The sequence below is a fragment of the Paenibacillus ihbetae genome, assembly GCF_002741055.1.
GTDB classification, from domain to species: domain Bacteria; phylum Bacillota; class Bacilli; order Paenibacillales; family Paenibacillaceae; genus Paenibacillus_AQ; species Paenibacillus_AQ ihbetae.
In genome coordinates this window covers 175738-194064 of the sequence record NZ_CP016809.1, presented here as the reverse complement: position 1 = coordinate 194064, position 18327 = coordinate 175738, and the positions used below count along the sequence as shown (strand labels likewise).

Genomic DNA, 18327 nt, shown 5'->3' with positions numbered 1-18327 from the left:
AGTTTACAGTATGCGCAACATGGTGTTGGCTATTGTAGGGTTTATTGCGTTTTTCGTATTGGCTCCGGTTGTACAAGCTTCCCAAACGGGAGATTGGCTGGATCTGGAGCAGCTTGATCGCGGAGTCATCGCCGTTCGCTATGACGTGAAAGCGGATGTGAAGACGAAGCTCATGATTGCAAAAGGGCAAAACAAGTATACATATACGCTTTTACCGGACAAGCAGCAGGAGTCCTTTCCGCTGCAGATGGGAAACGGCCGTTATACCATAACAGTGCTGGAGCAGGTCAACGGTACCAAGTATAAGATCGTGCAGGAAGCAGAAGTTACGCTTCAACTGACGAATAGCAGCAGGGTGTTCTTGAACTCGGTACAAAACATCGATTGGCGTTCAAGCGACAAGGCGGCTCAGCTTGCAAAGAAGCTAACCCGGTCTGCTAACACCGACGAGGAAAAAGTAAAGCTGATCCACGAGTATATCGTCGATACGATCCGGTATGATAAAGCGCTTGCCGCCAGCGAGCTGACGGACTATCTTCCCGATATTGACCGCACGCTGTCCGGAAAAAAAGGCATGTGTTATGATTACGCCTCCTTGTTCGCATCCATGCTGCGGAGCATGGACATTCCGACCAAGCTTGTAATGGGGACAACGGATTATGTTGACGTTTACCACGCTTGGAATGAGGTTTACCTGAACGGGCGGTGGGTCACGATCGACACGACCGTCGATGCGGGATGGAAGAGCAAGGGTGCCGGTTTCAAAATGATTAAAGAGGCATCCCGATATTCTGCAGCTAAGTATTATTAAAATAATTTTATAGCTAAAACCTTAAGCTTTGGACCATTGTCCAAGGCTTATTCGGGTTTATATTCAGAAAATATTCAGAACAGGGCGTTACAATGCTAGAAGCTCAATTGGTTCTTAAGGAAAATACAGGCACCAATGAATCGTGCGCCAAAAAAAGTAAGCGGAGGTGATGGACGAACAAATCTCTTATCGGCATATGATCCGAGAGATGGTTGGCTCGATTTGCGCACGCAAAAGCAACATCGGAACCAAATATATTGAGGGTAATGGAGAGGCTGAGGGAGAGATCATGAAGAAAAAAGTAAGTGGAATCGTATTGGCTCTGCTGCTTATGATTCAAACATTGTTTGGAATGTCGGGCTGGACGGTCAATGCATCGACCAATGTCCCGGAACCGGTAAGCGTGCAGGATTCAGTGTATGGAGTGACGGATGATGTTTATGGCCCGTCCGAATCAGAAATCAATAATGATAGCATTATAACCAAAGTTGTGTTAACCGACATCGACGGCACTGTCATTGATGCCGTTTATAATCCGGGCAGCAGCCTGGACATCGGCGCAGCCGTGAATCTAAGCTATGAATGGGAGCTGCCGAACGGTCACAACTATAAGAACGGGGACACCTTTACCTTCGATCTGCCGCAGCAGTTTGAAATCTTCACGGACATTGACTCGCCGCTCGTTGCCGGTCAGGGTGAAGTCGGCCGTTTTACGGTGGACCGCAGCGGCAAGGTTGTGATGACCTTCAACGATTACGTGGAGAGCCATTCCAACATCAGCGGCAAGCTGGAAATTCGTACAGAGTTCAAGAAGGAAGTTCTTAAAGGAAGCACGGAAATCATTATTGCTATTCCGATAAAGGGCGGGGTTCAGACCGTCGTCGTGAATCTGAAGCCGCAAGGCGGAAAGCTGATCGAGAAGCAAGGAAAAGCGATTGGCAAAGACCGGATCGATTGGACGGTACAGATCAACAAGTCGCTCAATAAGGTCAAGCACGCGGTCATCACCGATGAAATGCCTGAAGGCTTGGAGCTCATCGGGGATTCCGTTGAGGTATACAATCTGCAGGTTAACGGTGACGGCTCGGCGGTTCTTGGCGAACGGCTGGATGCCGGCAAGTACACCGTCCAAACAGGCGGTGGCGGCAAGCTGGAGCTTGCATTCCAGGATGAAACAATCAGCAAAGCCTACGAAATTCGCTTCTCGACGAAGCTTATCGGCGATCAGTCCCGTTTTGAGAACACCGCTGTTCTGTCTGGCGACGGGATGGAAAATGCCCAATCGACGGCTACAGTAACAGTAGATCGCGGCAGTTTCTTGGATAAGACATATAGCCAGGACAAGGACACGGGGATCATCACTTGGACGGTGAAATACAATTTCAACGAGAAGAAGATTCCGAGCGCTCAAGCCATCATTACGGATGAATTTAGTGAGAACCATACCTGGATTTCCGATTCGCTGAAGGTGTATAACGGGAATTCAACGAATGACCAAAACCTGGTTCCAGAAGATGAGTACACCGCTGTAGCGAAAGGTAAGCACGGATTCGAGCTTCGATTCAACAAGGATATCGATTCGCCTTATACGATTGTTTACCGGACGGAGCCTGTCGATCGCTTGAGCTCCGAGGGGAACGCAGTCAAGAACAAAGTCGTATCGGGTGAAGCGTCTAAGGAAGTAACGGCTCCGGGCTACGGAAGCCGTGCCCTAGTAAAAGGATCCTCGAACGTCAATTTTGACACAAAAACCGCGAAGTGGAAAATTACAGTCAATGGCGATAAAAAGCCGGACGGCACCAAATACATCATGGAGAATGTAATTATCACGGATACGTTCCCGCAAGGCGGACTTGAATTCATTCGGGATTCAGTGAGCGTGAAAGCGGACGGGAAAGCCGTTCCAGCGAGCGAGTACACGGTGAAGTACAATGATTTACGCGAAGGCTTTATCATCGAGTTCTCCAAGATTGACACCACCTATACGATCGAATATGAAACGAAGTTTAACATCAACTGGCTGAAGGATCGCAAATTGGACTTTTTAAACAGAGCCTCGATGACATGGGTTGAGGAAGGCAAGGAGAAAGGCCCGATTGTGCGGGATGCAAGCTTCTCCGCCGATGGTTATACGAAAAATAACGGCGGTAAAGACGGCAGCTACAATCCGATCAGCAAACAAATTACGTGGAACGTCAAGATGAACTATAATCTTGATTCGCTTCAGGAAGCGATCGTTACCGATGTTCTGAAGCAGAATCAGAAGCTTGTTTCGAATTCGGTCAAGGTATATGAGATGAAGCTGACTGGAGGACGGAATGGCGTCCAGAAGGGCTCGCTAGTTCCTGCTTCGCAATACGAAGTGACAGAACCCTCAGAAGCTAACGGCAACAAATTGTCCATTCGATTTGTCGCCCCAATCTCATCCGCATACTGGATTGAATTCAACACATCGCTCGAAGGTACATTGATTGTCAACAAAATCGATAATACGGCGGAGCTGTCCGATGGCAGCACGAAAAAGGCAACATGGAACGCCAGCGTAACGATTCCTCACGGCGGCGAATATGTGAAGAAGAGCGGCTCCCAGAACGGAAACAAAATCGACTGGGAAATTCGCATCAATGAAGGTCAGTCGCATATTTCCAACGCAAAAATTATCGATAATCCAAGTCCGAACCAGATCTTGATCGAGGATTCCTTCCGCTTGTATGCGACCAAGATCAATGCAAACGGAAAAGCGGAAAAAGCCCAAGAGCTGACTAAAGGGAAGGATTATACCTTAACCATCCATAGGCTTGACGGTGATAAAGAGACATTCGAGTTGAAATTCACAAATGACATCTCGACGGCTTATATTTTGGAATATCAGTCGTTCATTATTGCTGAAGATAAAGAGGCTGTGCAGAATAAGGTGGCTCTCGAAGGAGATCAGCTGAAGACGGAGATTCGGGAAACGACGGAAGAGGTTATTGTCCGTACTTCCTCGGGTTCAGGCTCCGGAGGCGGCGTAACGGGCAGCCTGGAAGTAACGAAGGTAGATCAGGACGATCAGACGAAGCCGCTGGCAGGAGCCAAGTTTGCGCTCTATGATAAGGCAGGCAAACGGACGCCGATCGTTAAAACCACGGATGATGAAGGCAAGATCCTGTTTACAAAGCTGCTGTACGACGACTATGTTTTGGAGGAGCTGGCCGCTCCAGAAGGATATAAGATCGAGCAGGCGAAGTGGGACGTAACGATTGATTCCAGCATCAAGAATCAAGACAATGTTAAGAAAATGATCGTTACGAATCGAAAGGAAGAGCCTGTAATTCCTGGCGAGCCGACGGATCCGACAGATCCAACAGATCCAACAGATCCAACAGATCCTGAAAACCCAACGGATCCTGGCAATCCGACCGATCCAGGCAACCCGGGGAACCCAACAGATCCTGGCAATCCGACGGATCCAGGCAACCCGGGGAACCCAACGAATCCTGGTAATCCGACGGATCCAGGTAATCCAGGGAACCCAACGAATCCTGGCAATCCGACCGGTGAGGTAGAGGTGCCGGACGAGGATGTTCCAAGAGGTGAACCAACAACGCCTGAGACGCCTCAAGAACCTCAGACACCTCAAACACCTGAGACACCTCCAGCAGAGCCGGAAACACCTGCCATCGATATTGACGAAGAGGATATTCCGCGAGGAGGAGTCGATCCTGAGCCTCAAAAGCCGGATGCACCAACTCCGTCTGAGAACGCTTCGACACCGCAACCGACGGTTCCGATGCTTCCAAAAACGGGAGAATCGAGTCCTTATCCGTTCTATTTGGCGGGTCTCGGGCTGATCGCTTTCGGTGTATGGTTAGGTCGCAAACGGATGAAAATGAAACAATAGCACATTATACTTCGGCTCTTCTTGTCCAGTAACCTGGGCAGGGAGAGCCTTATTTCTTGAAGCATCCCGTCATATGCTTAAGCACTGAACGGCAAAGTTCGAGAAAAAAATTTTTGGTTTATTATTGACTGAACGATCTATAATTGATATGATGAAGCCATCAAAAGGAGGTGCTAATAAGACTATGCAGTTGAAGCACTGATATTTTTTTGATCAATACAGACCAAATGGTCTGAAAAGACGATTTCATGAACCCTCATTCTTGACTGGAATAATCCGATAACGATAGTATTATGGGAGTGAAGGAGGCAGACTAAAATTGGCAAGGAACAAAGAATTTGACACGACACTGGTCCTACATAAGGCTATGGAAGTATTCGGTCATTACGGTTATGAGGGCACGTCACTGCAGCTTTTGCTTGAAGGATTGGGTATAGCCAGACAAAGCTTGTATGACACCTACGGAACGAAGCGAGATCTCTTTATCAAAGCGGTTAAGTATTACCTGGACGAGAAATCGTCTGCCGTCATCACCCATTTAGCTCACCCAGGCCCAATCAAGGATACTATTGCCGAAATCTTTGCGATTATCGTCGATACATTGAAGGATGAGCAGCGCCGCAAGGAGTGCCTAATTCTGCACAGCGCAATTGATCAGGTACCTCATGATCCCGAGATTGCACAAATTTTCGAGCAAGATAAGATTCGTTTGGAGCAAGCACTATACGAGGCGCTAGCCCGCGCAGAGCAGGCGGGAGAGTTAGGATTGAATCAGGATCTTCGCTCGCTGGCACGATATTTATATCATTCGCGGTATGCACTGACACAAGTAGCAAAATTAACGGACGACCCTTTGGTCATCGAACAAGTTGCTGCAGTTACTCTATCTGTACTTGATCATAAATGAAGCGTTCGATTTCGCGCTTCATTTATTCATGCGAATAATAGAATGATCAGTCCGTAATGACGATTATTTTGTTCATTCCAGTCTATAATCGCGCATATATTAGATCGATTGGTCTATAATCTTGCACGCATTAGATCGATTGGTTCGTATTTATGGTTATATTAGATCGTTTAGTCTATAAAATTGGAAGGGGAAATTGTATATGAGCTCAAGTAAATTCAAAGGCTTGGCACTTTTCATTCTGGCCATCTCCCAGCTCGTTATGGCACTCGATTACACCATAATTTTTGTAGCAATGCCGTCTTTAGGCAACGAGCTCGGGTTTTCAGCCAATCATCTGCAGTGGGTCGTCAGTGCGTTTTCACTAGCTTACGGCGGTTTCTTGCTGCTTGGCGGGCGCTTATCAGATCTTCTTGGCAGACGGCGGATGTTTATAATCGCCATGGCGCTCTTTGGTCTAGGTTCGCTGCTTGGAGGATTGTCTGAATCGCAGCTGATGCTTATTATCGCCAGAGGGGTGCAGGGTCTTGGCGGAGCTCTGCTCTCACCCGCAACGTTGTCATTGATTGTCTCTAACTTTAACGAGGGAGCCGAACGTAACCGGGCCATGGGCATATGGGCTTCGATGGGCGGTGTCGGCTTGTCGCTTGGACTTCTTCTTGGCGGCGTGCTCACCAGCTATATCGGATGGGAAGCAACCTTCTTCGTCAACGTACCGATCGCGCTCGTCGTTATTCTTCTTGCACCTATTGTACTTGCCGAGAGCAAGGTATCCACGGCAACCAGGCATTATGATGCTGCCGGCACGATCTCCGTCACTGCGGGGTTGTTACTGATCGTTTACTATCTTATCCAGTCACCGGTGGAAGGCTGGTTCAGTGCATCGACACTTCCTTCTGTGCTGCTCGGAGCGGTTCTGTTTCTCGCTTTTATTATGATTGAACAACGTACGAAAGAACCATTGATTGCCTTCGGACTGTTCCGTAATCGTAATTTGACCGGCGCAGCGCTAACTGCATTTCTGTTGTCGGCTTCGTTCGGATCACTATACTACTTCCTTACGCTTTATACGCAAGGTGTGCTGCACTATTCGGCTATTCAATCCGGTCTCAGCTTCCTGCCGCTTACGCTGAGTGCTTTGCTTGGTGCCCGGTTCATTAACAGAATACTAACTAAGATCGGCGTAGCAGGTACAATCGCTGCCGGCATGGGTCTGGGAACGATCGGTTTTTTACTTCTGACAAGACTGTCGGAAACAGGGACAACGTGGGGGATCATACCAGGCACGGTTATTATCGGCCTCGGTCAAGCGCTGGTGTTTACAACGATGTTTATCGCCGGAAGCACGGGAGTGGATCCTAAAGTACAGGGCGTTGCTTCCGCGCTCATTTCGACCGGCCAGCAAATTGGAGGTGCAGTAGGCTTGGCCGTGATCATGGCCATGATTTCGGCTGGTATGGGTACGAACGAAAGCCTCGAAACCATGATGGCGACAGAGCTTAACCAAGCGATCCGGACCGCCTTTCAAATTGCGGCTGTCACTACGCTGCTCGGCATCGCAGTAGCTTTCTTGGTGCTTAAACAGCCTAAGGCATCGGAGAATACAGATACGAAAGTGACCATTTCCCATTAAAAAACGCATCAATATTGAGAATAAGCAAGAGGGCCGCGGATAACGCGGCTTCTTTTTTACGGCCGAACAAGGCTGTTATGGCATAAAGCACTCTTTTAACAGCACCGTAAAAGGCAACCGAAAGCAACATTTAATGTTAATGAGCATTGGTGGTGCGTTCCGTATAGATCGATATAATGAAGGCAAGGGATGTGAAAAATATGATTAGTATGAATTTAAAAAGCATGCGAAAGCTGCACCGACTGACTCAAGAAGAAGTTGCCGAAAAGATCGGCGTGTCCAGGCAGGCCGTAGCTAAATGGGAAAATGGAGAGACCGTGCCGGATATTCAAAACTGCTTAGCTTTGGCCGAACTTTATGATGTTGTATTGGATGACTTGGTCAAAAGTTCCGATCAGCATGTCAAAATAGGTATTCGGCCGAAGGGAAAGCACATGTATGGAATGGTAAAGGTTGGAGATCGGGGTCAAATCGTGATTCCTAAAAAGGCCAGAGACATTTTCGATATCCGTCCTGGGGACAGGCTGGTGGTTTTGGGGGATGAAGCGCAGGGAATCGCCATTTTCAAATTGTGGTCAGCCATTGAAAAGCTAAAGGGCGATATTACCATCATTTTAACCACGCATTATATGGAGGAAGCGGAAGCGCTCTCCGATCACATCGGAGTCATGTCGAAAGGTAAACTGAGGGCTGCAGGTACCACTGCTGAATTGACGGCAAAGACCAGCACGGGATCGCTAGAGGATGCATTTGTATCATTGGCAACACTAGAGGAGGCAGTTGGATGAAGACAGCAGCATTTTCCGCACGAAACCGGAAAGAAATGATTCGGGATCCGTTGAATATGGCTTTCGGTATTGGCTTTCCGTTAGTCATTTTGCTGCTCTTAACGACGCTGCAATCGAATATACAAGTTGAATTATTCGCTATCGATCAGCTGGTTCCGGGAGTCGCCGTATTCGGATTATCGTTCATCTCGCTTTTTTCGGGAATGCTCATAGCTAAGGACAGGAGCACTTCATTTTTAATGAGATTATTTACGGCTCCATTAACGGCTCCGGATTATATCTTGGGGTACACCTTACCTTTAATCCCGATGGCGATTCTTAAAATAACGATAACCTTTATCGCGGCAGCCTTCTTGGGACTGGTGATCCATTTCAATGTTCTGCTGACCATAGTGGTGCTTATTCCGGTAGCCATATTATTTATCGGCATTGGGCTGCTGGCTGGAAGCCTGTTTAACGATAAGCTCGTCGGGGGCGTGTGCGGAGCTTTATTGACGAATCTCAGCGCATGGCTGAGCGGGACATGGTTTGATCTTCATCTGGTGGGCGGTTGGTTTAAGGCGATTGCCTACATGCTTCCTTTTGCCCATGCGGTTGACGCGGGAAGGGCAGCCATTTCGGGAGATTATGCATTGATTTTGCCTCATCTTTGGTGGGTGATCGGGTATGCGGTTGCCGTGCTGATTGTAGCGATCTTTGTATTCAGGAAGCAAATGAGCAGTGATAACGATTAGACATTGGTCGAAACTCGATGATATATTTTGCGAATCGTGTAACAAGATGTCCATACGGCCTGTTGGAGGTCAAACACTTTTCCGCATGAAAGTCGCCGAACTGGCGGCTTTTCTTGCTGTAACGATGCAGACTCATGTCTAGAACCGAGGACACGATCTTATCGTATACCGGAAAGATAAAGAGGATTTTCAGCTTTTGTAACGAAACCAATAGTAACATTTGCAAAAGAGGGAGTGATATGCTTCCGTTATGAACAAAATCCTCATTATGGGTAGCGTTGCCAGCGGTAAGACAACATTGGCAAGACGTTTATCCGAACAGCTGCATATTCCTTGGTTTGAACTCGATGCCATTGTCCATCACCAAACATCGACTGGACGATATAAACGAACAGAGGAAGAGCAAATTGAAGTTCGACACAGTGAAAAACTCATCAGGTTAAGAGATAATGACAGCCTGAACATTTGGTAGCCCTATAAATCAATCTATGCATGTTCTGTGCTCCTTCCAATACGGATGGGGCTTATTTGTGTTGTGCTGAGCATCAATTTATGTGTTTACCATATTGGGATTTCTAAAAATCTTTGATCAAAATTAACATAGATCTTATATGATTGGACTGGGGAAGTAGGTATACAATGAATAGAATTTTTTTATAACAAAATGATTAAAAGGCGTATTTTTACGCAATGAAAGAAGCAGGAAAACCCTATTAATTAACGAAATGCTTGTTCAATAATCGGAGCATCTTGAATCAAAGCATATCAATGGAGGTATATCGCAAAATGTACACCGTTCTGATCGCCGAGAATGAACCATGGGTGTTGAAAGGAATCGTCCAGATGGTGAAAGCTGCCGGGGCGGAATTCCAGGTTGTTGGGGAATGCAGCAATGGCAATGAAGCGTGGAGTTTGATTCAAGAAGTGTGGCCCATGCTCCTGATCACGGATATCATGATGCCGGAGCTGGACGGGTTATCATTGATTAAAAGAATCGCCGAGCATCGGATTCCCATGGTATCCGTCATAATCAGCGGTTATGACAATTTTCAATATGCACAAAAAGCCATGAGCTATGGTGTTTCGGAATATTTACTGAAGCCGCTCGAATTTGAAATGCTGACTGAAGCGTTAAATCGATCCAAGGATAAGCTGGAGTCGTTAAAGGATCTGAACAACTATATCGTCAAGTTCCAGTGTCTATTGGAAAACAGTCAGGGCTTGCCGCTCGATACGATCATGCAGAAGCAGAGGCAATTGATTCAATCGATCTTAAGGTTGCAAGCTCTGAACAACAATGCCCGGGTCGGGCTGCTGAATATAATGGACAATAGAATGAAGAACCTGCTTAATGAGTTTGGCATTGAATTCAGGAATGTCCCAAAAACCAAGTACGGGGATGACGCCTCCATCTTGAAATACTATATGGCTATGCTGGAAAAATGGTATCTTGAGTATCCAGGCAAGATAAAATCGAGTATGCCCGACGCTATCGCCCGGTCATGTCGGTATATCGAGGAAAATTTCAAAAAGAACCTGTCGCTCACGGAAATGGCGAATCTAACCAATTTCAGCGTCTCCCATTTCAGTATGTTGTTTAAAGAACATACGGGCAGTTCATTTGTCAGCTATGTGAACCGATTGCGTGTTGATGAAGCCAAGCAACTTCTGAGGACAAGCACCTACGCTGTATCTGACATTGCGGACATTGTCGGGTACGCTTCCGGTCCGTATTTTACGCGAGTGTTCAAAGCACATACCGGCGTGTCGCCCTTGGAATACAGAAGGAGGATGGGGTCATGAAATGGCGCAACTGGCATTATCGATTCTCATTCAAAACGAAAATCCTCGGGCTGGTATTGTCCGTTAGCATAATATCCATTTCACTGATGGCGATGTTCACATCCTATTATTATACCGAATCAGCTAAAAATGATTTCTACATGATTGCCCAGGATTCTACGGCGAGAATGAACCATCAGCTTGACCGGTATTTCACGCAAATGGCCCAATCGACATATGCATCCATTGCCGGTCCACTACCTTCGAATTCGATGCTTGGCGACAATCCGGAAAGCGGGCTGCTGCAGAAATGGCTGATTAGCGGTCACATGTTCAGTCGGGAGCAGGAGGCACTGGTCGAAGGGATCATGTCAAAGTATATTGCGATTAATTACTCAAATGTACTGGGGATTGTCCTCCGTTCGATAGACAACCGCCTGATCTATTCAAAGGACCATTCGTTAAGTCATCCCATGATCGACTACTCACCTTGGCTAAGCAGTCCGTTGGCCGATAGATTAACCATCGTTCCCTCTCATTATCGTCCTCAAGATACGCTCATGGCTGCGTACCCTTTTATTACACTGAGCGTCCCCGTCTTTAATCCCAATTCACTTAAGCTCATCGGTAATTTGAATATCGCCTTATCCATGACTGAAATCGAGGACATTCTTGGACAGACGAGACTCGGTAAAACCGGATTCTTTTTTATTGTCGATTCCAATGGGAAGATCGTTTATCATCCGGACGTTGCCTTGGCAGGACGCCGTGTTGAGGACACCGTGATTAGAGCCCTCCCGGTTGGAGGACATGGAACCGTCGTCAAACGTAACGGGGAGAAAATTCTGATGTCTAGCAACCGTTCGGATCTGACAGGCTGGATTCTGGTTGCTTCTGTACCTGTGCGCGAGATGGCGAGCGGTCTGGACTTTGCGCGCAAGGCAACGATGTATGTGATGAGCGGCATAATTGTTATTTCCCTGTTCTTAATACCTCGAATGGTCGACCAAGTAGTGCGTCCCATTCTTCGGCTGCGGAATCTGATGAAACAGGTGGAGAACGGTGACACAAGCGTCAGAGCTGAGGTGATTACCGGCAAGGACGAGATTCAGCAGCTCAACGGAAGCTTTAATCAGATGACGTCCAGGCTTAACGAACTCATCCACACGGTCCATCGTCTGGAGATCAACGAGATGCAGCTTCAGCTCAGGCAAAGGGATGCGCATATTCGGGCGTTGCAGAATCAAATCAACCCTCATTTACTCTACAATACCCTGGAAATTATCAAGAGCATTGCTTTTATAGAAAAGGTGCCCACGATTGAGAAAATGGTGACCAGTCTCGCAGCGGTATACCGATATTCATCAAAAATGCCCGGGGCCGAAGTGCTGCTAAGGGATGAGCTGAAAAACCTGCAGCATTATTTGGAAATCATACATATTCGATTTGATCATTTTCATAGCAGCATATCGGTGGATGAGGCTTGTATGGATTGCCGCGTGATCAAGCTATCCCTGCAGCCGATCGTCGAGAACAGCGTAAAGTATGCCGTAGAACCCAAAAACGGAAATGCTCGAATCACGATTACGGCATATGAGCATAATGGAGACCTTATCATTGATATTTCGGATAACGGGAACGGGTTTCCTGAAGAAGACCTTGCTCGGATTACTCATGGAATGAAGCTTGTGGAGCAGCACTCTGAGCCTGCCGAAGAGGAATCGGTTGGTATCATCAACGTCCATTCCAGAATGGCATTAAAATATGGCTCACCCTATGGCGTGAGTGTGCACTCATTCCCGGGAAAAGGGAGCAAAGTGTCGCTTCGATTCCCAAAAAAGATAAATTCATGATCAGAAAATCGGATAAAAAGATCATCCATTTGTGAAAAAATGACCCCCGGCAACAAGCTATATTAAATGGCATAAGGACAAATCAAAAATTGAGTAATGGAGGTCACCCGAAGTGAAAAGAATGCTATCCATGATCATGATTGTGAGCGTCGTATTAGGGTTGATAGTTGGATGTACACCGACGGGGCAACAGGATGCCGGCACGGCTTCCGGAGATAACGGAGACAAGGACAAGAAGATCAAAATTGATATGATGATCGCTTCTTGGAAAGGCGGGGGCTGGCCGGATAACAACCATCCGATTATTAAGCATATCAATGAAAAATTTAATGTGGATTTGCAAATTCAGTGGGTACCGAATGCAAATTTTGCCGAGAAGTTGAACGTGATCGCTGCATCCGGCAAGCTGCCGGACGTCATACGGATGGATAGTCCAAGCCTGTACTTGAAGTGGGTAGAACAGGGAGTATTCCTGGATTTAAAGCCCCATTTAGCCGAGTATTCAAATTTGCAAAGCATCGCTAAACCAGAGGAATGGGCTTTGCTGAACCCGAAGGATCAGATTTTCGGCATTCCGATATACGCCACAGCTCAGAATACCATTTACGTAAGGGAGGACTGGCTTGCTAAACTGGACATCCCTATACCGACCGCAGAAGAATTTACGATCGATAAATTTTATGAAATCGCCAAGGCGTTCACCACTCAAGATCCGGACGGCAACGGAAAGAATGATACCTATGGGTTTTCAGCGCTCGGTAATTCGAGTCTTCTTGGCATTCCGGAGTTGTTCGCGGCATTCGGACTGGCGAATGGCTGGAAGGAAGAGGGCGGCCGGCTGATTCCAATGCAAATACAGTCGGATGAATGGAAGGCGTTCCTGTCCTTTATGAGTCGTGCATATAAGGAAGGCGTACTTGACAAGGACTTCATTACCAACACAAATTTCAACGAAAAATATGCGCAAGGTAAAGTAGGTTTTGCCGACATGCATTATCAGTTCAGCCAGCAAACGAACCAACAGCTGCAGACCATTGCCCCTGGTGCCAAATTTGTGGAGCTTGCCCCGCCGATGGGAAATGACGGGTCAAGGGGCAATTCAACGCCAACGAGCGGAACGATAAAGGTCGTGTTAAGCAAGGACGTGGATAACGAGAAGCGGGATCGCATCCTGCAGCTGTTTGATTGGTGGGTATCTCCAGAAGGTGAAGACATCCTAAAGAACGGGATTGAAAATATTCATTACAAGAAAAACAGCAGCGGAGCCTATGAGATGACCGATGAGTTGAAGGCTGAAGGCGAAGGGCGCCAAAGCCTCTTATGGAACTGGGTATTGCGGAACAACAATAATACGTTTAACACGTATAAATGGAGTGATCCTACTTGGGCAAAGGAAATGGAGCAGTCCATTCATAATGCCGGCAAATATCCATATAAGAACGCGTCGGATGCCTACATATTCTCGTCAAAAACCTATCTGGAGAAGGGGGCGTCATTGAATGAAAGCTTCCACAAAACCGTGATCGAAATCATCGCAGGGAAGAAGCCGATCGAGAGCATCGATCATGCGATTGCGGAGTGGAAGAGTAACGGCGGAGATAAGATCGTAGAAGAAGTGAATGCCGCGTTTACGGCGAGCAAATAACGTTCGTCTGAACATCCCGGGCGGCAGCAGCCGTTCGGGAGTATTATTTTCCAGACAGGCTTAAATGGAGGAATGCATGAATGAATGCGTACTGGAAGAGAGCATTTCCGATCTATTTCATGATCTTGCCGGGCCTTCTCTTTTTTATCATATTTAAGTATATCCCGATGATCGGGATTTCTATTGCATTTATTGATTATAGCCCGTTCAAAGGGATAACGGGAAGCGAGTGGGTAGGACTTCATTATTTTCGCAGATTATTTGCTGAAGGCGATTTCCTGGTGCTGCTCAAAAATACGCTTCTGCTCAATCTGCTCGATGTCTTGTTCTTTTTTCCAGCTCCCATTCTAGTTGCCTTGCTGCTTAATGAGGTTAGAGTGAAGCGCTTCAAGACGGTTGTTCAAACCATTCTGTATGCCCCTAATTTTATTTCCTGGGTCGTGATCGTCGGTATTACCATTCTGCTATTTGCCACCGGCTCCGGAGGGGTCAATCAGATTCTGGAACATTGGGGGCTCGGTCCGATAGAACTGATGACGGATCCCCAATACTTTCGGTGGGTCTGGCTGCTGCAGAATATTTGGCAAGGTGCGGGCTGGGGCGCGATTATTTTTCTCGCTGCTTTGTCGGCCATTGACCCGACCTTGTATGAGGCGTCAATGATGGATGGGGCAAACCGCTGGCGCCAGGTCTGGCATATTACGCTCCCCGGCTTGCGAAATGTTATCGTCATCATGTTCATCTTACGGTTCGGCCATATTATGGATCTCGGTTTCGAGCATATTTTCTTACTTCAGAATCCATTGAATCAAGACGTATCCGAAGTGTTTGAGACGTTTATATACAAAACGGGCCTGATCCAAGGCGACTACAGTTACTCTACAGCAGTCGGATTATTTAAATCGGTCATCGGATTGATGATGGTATGGTTCGTCAACCGGCTGGCCAAGCGGATGGGGCAGGAGGGAGTTTTTTGAGATGAGGCACGAAAAAGGCCTTGATCGATTATTTACGATTCTTGTGTATAGCATGCTTTTACTTGCGTCAGCATTGGCTATTTTTCCCTTGTTTTACGTGCTCTCCGTTTCCTTCTCAACAGAATTCGAGTATTTAACGCGCGGGTTCTTCGTGATCCCGAAGCAGTTCACCTTGGATGGGTACATGTATTTATTGGCACATCCCGGGTTTACTTCCGCATTTCGCAATGCGGTTATCATTAGCGCTGTTGGAACCTTGCTGAATATTGTGCTGACCTCTCTCATGGCTTACGGCTTGTCCAAGCGGTGGCTGAAATTTCGGGATTCATTGAATTTTATGGTGTTCTTCACATTGTTATTCTCGGGCGGAATGATCCCAACCTATCTGGTCGTCCGTTCTCTCCATCTTTTAGACAGCTTCTGGGCGATTTGGTTAAGCACCGCAATTGCGCCGTTCAATGTCATTGTGATGAGAAGCTTCTTTCAGTCCATGCCTTCCGAAATTGATGAATCGGCGAGAATTGACGGAAGCGGGGAATGGCGTTTGTTTTTGTCGATTATCGTCCCGCTTTCCAAACCCGTGATAGCTACCTTTACCTTGTTTTATTTGGTAACCAATTGGAATACATATTTTAGTGCGATTCTTTATTTAAACGATGCCGACCTGATGCCGCTTCAAGTATTTCTAAGACAGATGCTGGTCGAGGATGACCCGACTATATCCAATGCGTCGAACGTCATGTATAAATATACGCCTGCGGCCAAGATGGCGGCGATTATTTTAACGGCCTTGCCGCTGCTGGTGATCTTTCCGTTTTTGCAAAAGCACTTCAATAAAGGGGTCATGCTGGGTTCGGTTAAAGGATAAATTGCAGATTAAATTAAAATCGCTACGAGGTGATCAATTACATGAATAGTAGACCGAAATATGTGGCACATCGAGGATTAAGCATGTTCGCACCTGAGAACACCATTGCTGCATTTGAATTGGCGGGAAAGTCGGGCTTTTGGGGGATTGAATGCGATACCTACTGCACGACGGATGGTCGCTGGATTGTCCATCATGATCGGACCGTCGACCGAATGACGAACGGGATGGGGAGGACTAAGGATTTCTCATTCAAGGACATTCGCAAATTGGATATCGTTGCAGGCAACGGAATTGGCGACTACACCGGCTTGTACATTCCAACGCTTGAGGAAGTGCTGTCTGTCTGTGTATCCTATGGTATGCACGCTTTTATCGAAATCGAGGAATATCATCAAGACGGTGATCTGGATGTGCTGGTAGAGCTTGTGCGCAGCACGGGCATGGCGGGACAAAGCAGTTTCATATGTTTCAATGCCGATGATCTGATGAAGGTGCGTGCGATTGATGAAACGGTGCCTCTTGGCTATTTGTCAGCCAAACCACCTACTGCTGAAGACCTGCAGCTTATTAGCCGGCTGCAGCCGGCTTTTCTAGATTACGATTATCGGACAACGACACCCGAAGACGTACAAAACTGCGCCAGGGCTGGATTTGACGTCTCGATTTGGACGGTTAACGAACAGGAAATATCAAAGCCGTTTGAAGAAGCGGGAGCCGCCTATATTACAACGGACACGATTTTGTGGAACACGAGGGAGCCTGGTAATCTTTAGAAATGACGAAAACAATAACATGCTTAAACAGCTAGAAGCCGTGGATCCGCGGCTTCTTCTGATTAAGGAGCAGCCAACTTAGTCTCAGGGCGCTTTATCACGCATTATGTTGGATATGGGTCGCTGGTGATAATGAGCAATCAAGAAGAAATATCGCCAAGCGATACACGGTATAATAAAGCATATTTCGCATGAAAGAATACATACGAAAGGGTGGGACGATGTCAGAAACCGAAGATGCTCAGAAAATCCATTGGAAAAGAAATATCATTCTCTTTTTAAGCAGCCAGACGCTCTCGCTGTTCGGTTCTGCCTTGGTGCAGTACGCTATTATGTGGCACATTACGCTGACGACACAGTCAGGCATCATGATGACGCTGTTCATCATCTGCGGTTTTATACCGACGTTTCTACTATCGCCGTTCGCAGGGGTTTGGGCCGATCGCTTCAATCGGAAGTCGCTTATCATCATTGCGGATGCCATGATCGCGGTGGTTACGCTCATCTTGGCCATCACGTTTTTGCTCGGTTACCAAGCCGTATGGCTGCTGTTTGTCATCGCCGCGGTACGCGCACTTGGTGGAGGTATTCAGACACCCGCTGTCGGAGCGATATTGCCTCAAATCGTACCTCAGGATAAGCTAACCAAGGTGAACGGCATTAACGGAAGCTTGCAAGCACTCATGATGTTTGTAGCGCCTATTGTCAGCGCTGCTTTGCTAACGATGGCTACGATCGAAATGATTTTTTTCATCGATGTCGTTACAGCGGCGATCGCGATCTTTATCTTGTTCTTTTTCCTTAAAATCCCGTTGCATAAAAAGGCAGCTGACACGCAAAACACAGGCTATCTCGACGACTTCAAACAGGGTTTGGTGTATATTGGACAACATGCCTTTTTAAAGTCATTCTTCATCTTTTTTGCCATCTTTTTCGTGCTTATGGCACCTGCGGCATTTTTGACTCCGCTGCAAGTCACGCGCACTTTCGGAGATGATGTATGGCGCTTAACCGCGATCGAAATCGCGTTTTCGGTAGGCATGATGGCAGGAGGGGGGATCATTGCGTCTTGGGGCGGCTTCAAAAATAAAGTCTACACGATGGCGATTGCCAGCCTCGTGATGGCATTGTCCACATTCGCGCTTGGCATCGTCCCCGTCTTCTGGTTGTATCTAGCCATTATGGCTGTATTCGGGATAGCCATGCCAGTCTTCAATACGCCGACGACCGTCATGCTGCAGGAGAAGGTGGATGAAAATTATTTAGGCCGGATCTTCGGCGTCTTCGGGATGATCTCGACTTCCATGATGCCGATCGGAATGTTGATCTTCGGACCGCTTGCCGATGTGGTCAAAGTCGAATGGCTGTTGATCGGTACCGGATTGCTTATGCTCGTGCTGACTGTATTCTTCGCTCGCAACAAGCGATTGCTCGAAGCCGGGAAGCCGCTGGTGGTCGAGGCATCAACGGATTAGAGGCTTCAGCATTATGGTGAGCTTCGTGTTGAGGCTTTATCGAGATTTAGGAGACGCAAGGTTTTGATCAAGTATTTAGCCAGCTATTAAGAGTCGCGGATAATCGCGGCTTTTTTATTTTGGTTTTTTTGTGAACCAAACATATCCCCAGATGATCTAATTAATAGAGGACTTGAGAGGAAAGGGGGAAGCCAT

Annotated in this window: 14 protein-coding genes; all 14 read left to right on the top strand. The window is 47.1% G+C overall.

The window, feature by feature from the left end; all coding sequences use genetic code 11:
* Positions 1-10: 10 nt before the first annotated feature.
* The 14 genes from BBD41_RS00830 (at position 11) to BBD41_RS00765 (ending at position 18132) form a co-directional block, all read left to right on the top strand.
* Positions 11-811: a transglutaminase-like domain-containing protein gene (locus tag BBD41_RS00830; RefSeq protein ID WP_077566106.1), complete on the top strand. Its 801-nt coding sequence runs from the start codon at positions 11-13 to the stop codon at positions 809-811.
* Positions 812-1100: 289 nt separating this feature from the next.
* The gene (locus BBD41_RS00825; RefSeq protein WP_162292783.1) at positions 1101-4694 is read left to right on the top strand and encodes an LPXTG cell wall anchor domain-containing protein; all 3594 of its coding nucleotides are present in this window, start codon (positions 1101-1103) and stop codon (positions 4692-4694) included.
* A gap of 319 nt (positions 4695-5013) precedes the next feature.
* Positions 5014-5601 carry a TetR/AcrR family transcriptional regulator gene (locus tag BBD41_RS00820; protein ID WP_099476397.1) on the top strand — a complete coding sequence of 196 codons (588 nt, stop codon included), beginning with the start codon at positions 5014-5016 and terminating at the stop codon, positions 5599-5601.
* Between the two features lie 202 nt (positions 5602-5803).
* Positions 5804-7234, top strand: coding sequence for an MFS transporter (locus BBD41_RS00815; protein WP_077566109.1), 1431 nt, complete (start codon positions 5804-5806; stop codon positions 7232-7234).
* A gap of 200 nt (positions 7235-7434) precedes the next feature.
* Positions 7435-8022 carry a helix-turn-helix domain-containing protein gene (locus BBD41_RS00810; protein WP_167392951.1) on the top strand — a complete coding sequence of 196 codons (588 nt, stop codon included), beginning with the start codon at positions 7435-7437 and terminating at the stop codon, positions 8020-8022.
* Positions 8019-8756 (top strand): ABC transporter permease, encoded by a 738-nt coding sequence (locus BBD41_RS00805; protein ID WP_099476395.1) that lies wholly within the window; start codon positions 8019-8021, stop codon positions 8754-8756. Before BBD41_RS00810 ends, BBD41_RS00805 begins: the two co-directional genes overlap by 4 nt.
* 250 nt (positions 8757-9006) lie before the next feature.
* Positions 9007-9228: a EutP/PduV family microcompartment system protein gene (locus BBD41_RS00800; protein ID WP_099476394.1), complete on the top strand. Its 222-nt coding sequence runs from the start codon at positions 9007-9009 to the stop codon at positions 9226-9228.
* A gap of 314 nt (positions 9229-9542) precedes the next feature.
* The gene (locus BBD41_RS00795) at positions 9543-10559 is read left to right on the top strand and encodes a response regulator (protein ID WP_162292782.1); all 1017 of its coding nucleotides are present in this window, start codon (positions 9543-9545) and stop codon (positions 10557-10559) included.
* Positions 10556-12391 (top strand): sensor histidine kinase, encoded by a 1836-nt coding sequence (locus tag BBD41_RS00790; RefSeq protein WP_099476392.1) that lies wholly within the window; start codon positions 10556-10558, stop codon positions 12389-12391. Before BBD41_RS00795 ends, BBD41_RS00790 begins: the two co-directional genes overlap by 4 nt.
* A gap of 121 nt (positions 12392-12512) precedes the next feature.
* On the top strand, positions 12513-14036 hold the full coding sequence (locus BBD41_RS00785) for an extracellular solute-binding protein (RefSeq protein ID WP_237087139.1): 1524 nt from the start codon (positions 12513-12515) through the stop codon (positions 14034-14036).
* Between the two features lie 80 nt (positions 14037-14116).
* Positions 14117-15013: an ABC transporter permease gene (locus BBD41_RS00780; RefSeq protein WP_099476390.1), complete on the top strand. Its 897-nt coding sequence runs from the start codon at positions 14117-14119 to the stop codon at positions 15011-15013.
* A gap of 1 nt (position 15014) precedes the next feature.
* On the top strand, positions 15015-15881 hold the full coding sequence (locus BBD41_RS00775) for a carbohydrate ABC transporter permease (RefSeq protein ID WP_099476389.1): 867 nt from the start codon (positions 15015-15017) through the stop codon (positions 15879-15881).
* A 41-nt stretch (positions 15882-15922) separates the two neighbouring features.
* A complete protein-coding gene (locus tag BBD41_RS00770) occupies positions 15923-16657 on the top strand; it encodes a glycerophosphodiester phosphodiesterase (protein WP_099476388.1) in 735 nt (244 codons plus the stop codon).
* Between the two features lie 221 nt (positions 16658-16878).
* Entirely contained in the window at positions 16879-18132 is a 1254-nt protein-coding gene (locus BBD41_RS00765; protein ID WP_099476387.1) for an MFS transporter, read from the top strand.
* Positions 18133-18327: the final 195 nt, after the last annotated feature.

Bases quoted from the DNA above. Each gene is read 5' to 3' on its own strand.
- BBD41_RS00795 (WP_162292782.1), top strand. From the start codon at position 9,543: ATGTACACCGTTCTGATCGCCGAGAATGAACCATGGGTGTTGAAAGGA.
- BBD41_RS00780 (WP_099476390.1), top strand. From the start codon at position 14,117: ATGAATGCGTACTGGAAGAGAGCATTTCCGATCTATTTCATGATCTTG.
- BBD41_RS00790 (WP_099476392.1), top strand. From the start codon at position 10,556: ATGAAATGGCGCAACTGGCATTATCGATTCTCATTCAAAACGAAAATC.
- BBD41_RS00815 (WP_077566109.1), top strand. From the start codon at position 5,804: ATGAGCTCAAGTAAATTCAAAGGCTTGGCACTTTTCATTCTGGCCATC.
- BBD41_RS00830 (WP_077566106.1), top strand. From the start codon at position 11: ATGCGCAACATGGTGTTGGCTATTGTAGGGTTTATTGCGTTTTTCGTA.
- BBD41_RS00775 (WP_099476389.1), top strand. From the start codon at position 15,015: ATGAGGCACGAAAAAGGCCTTGATCGATTATTTACGATTCTTGTGTAT.
- BBD41_RS00765 (WP_099476387.1), top strand. From the start codon at position 16,879: ATGTCAGAAACCGAAGATGCTCAGAAAATCCATTGGAAAAGAAATATC.
- BBD41_RS00805 (WP_099476395.1), top strand. From the start codon at position 8,019: ATGAAGACAGCAGCATTTTCCGCACGAAACCGGAAAGAAATGATTCGG.
- BBD41_RS00800 (WP_099476394.1), top strand. From the start codon at position 9,007: ATGAACAAAATCCTCATTATGGGTAGCGTTGCCAGCGGTAAGACAACA.
- BBD41_RS00785 (WP_237087139.1), top strand. From the start codon at position 12,513: ATGCTATCCATGATCATGATTGTGAGCGTCGTATTAGGGTTGATAGTT.
- BBD41_RS00770 (WP_099476388.1), top strand. From the start codon at position 15,923: ATGAATAGTAGACCGAAATATGTGGCACATCGAGGATTAAGCATGTTC.
- BBD41_RS00810 (WP_167392951.1), top strand. From the start codon at position 7,435: ATGATTAGTATGAATTTAAAAAGCATGCGAAAGCTGCACCGACTGACT.
- BBD41_RS00825 (WP_162292783.1), top strand. From the start codon at position 1,101: ATGAAGAAAAAAGTAAGTGGAATCGTATTGGCTCTGCTGCTTATGATT.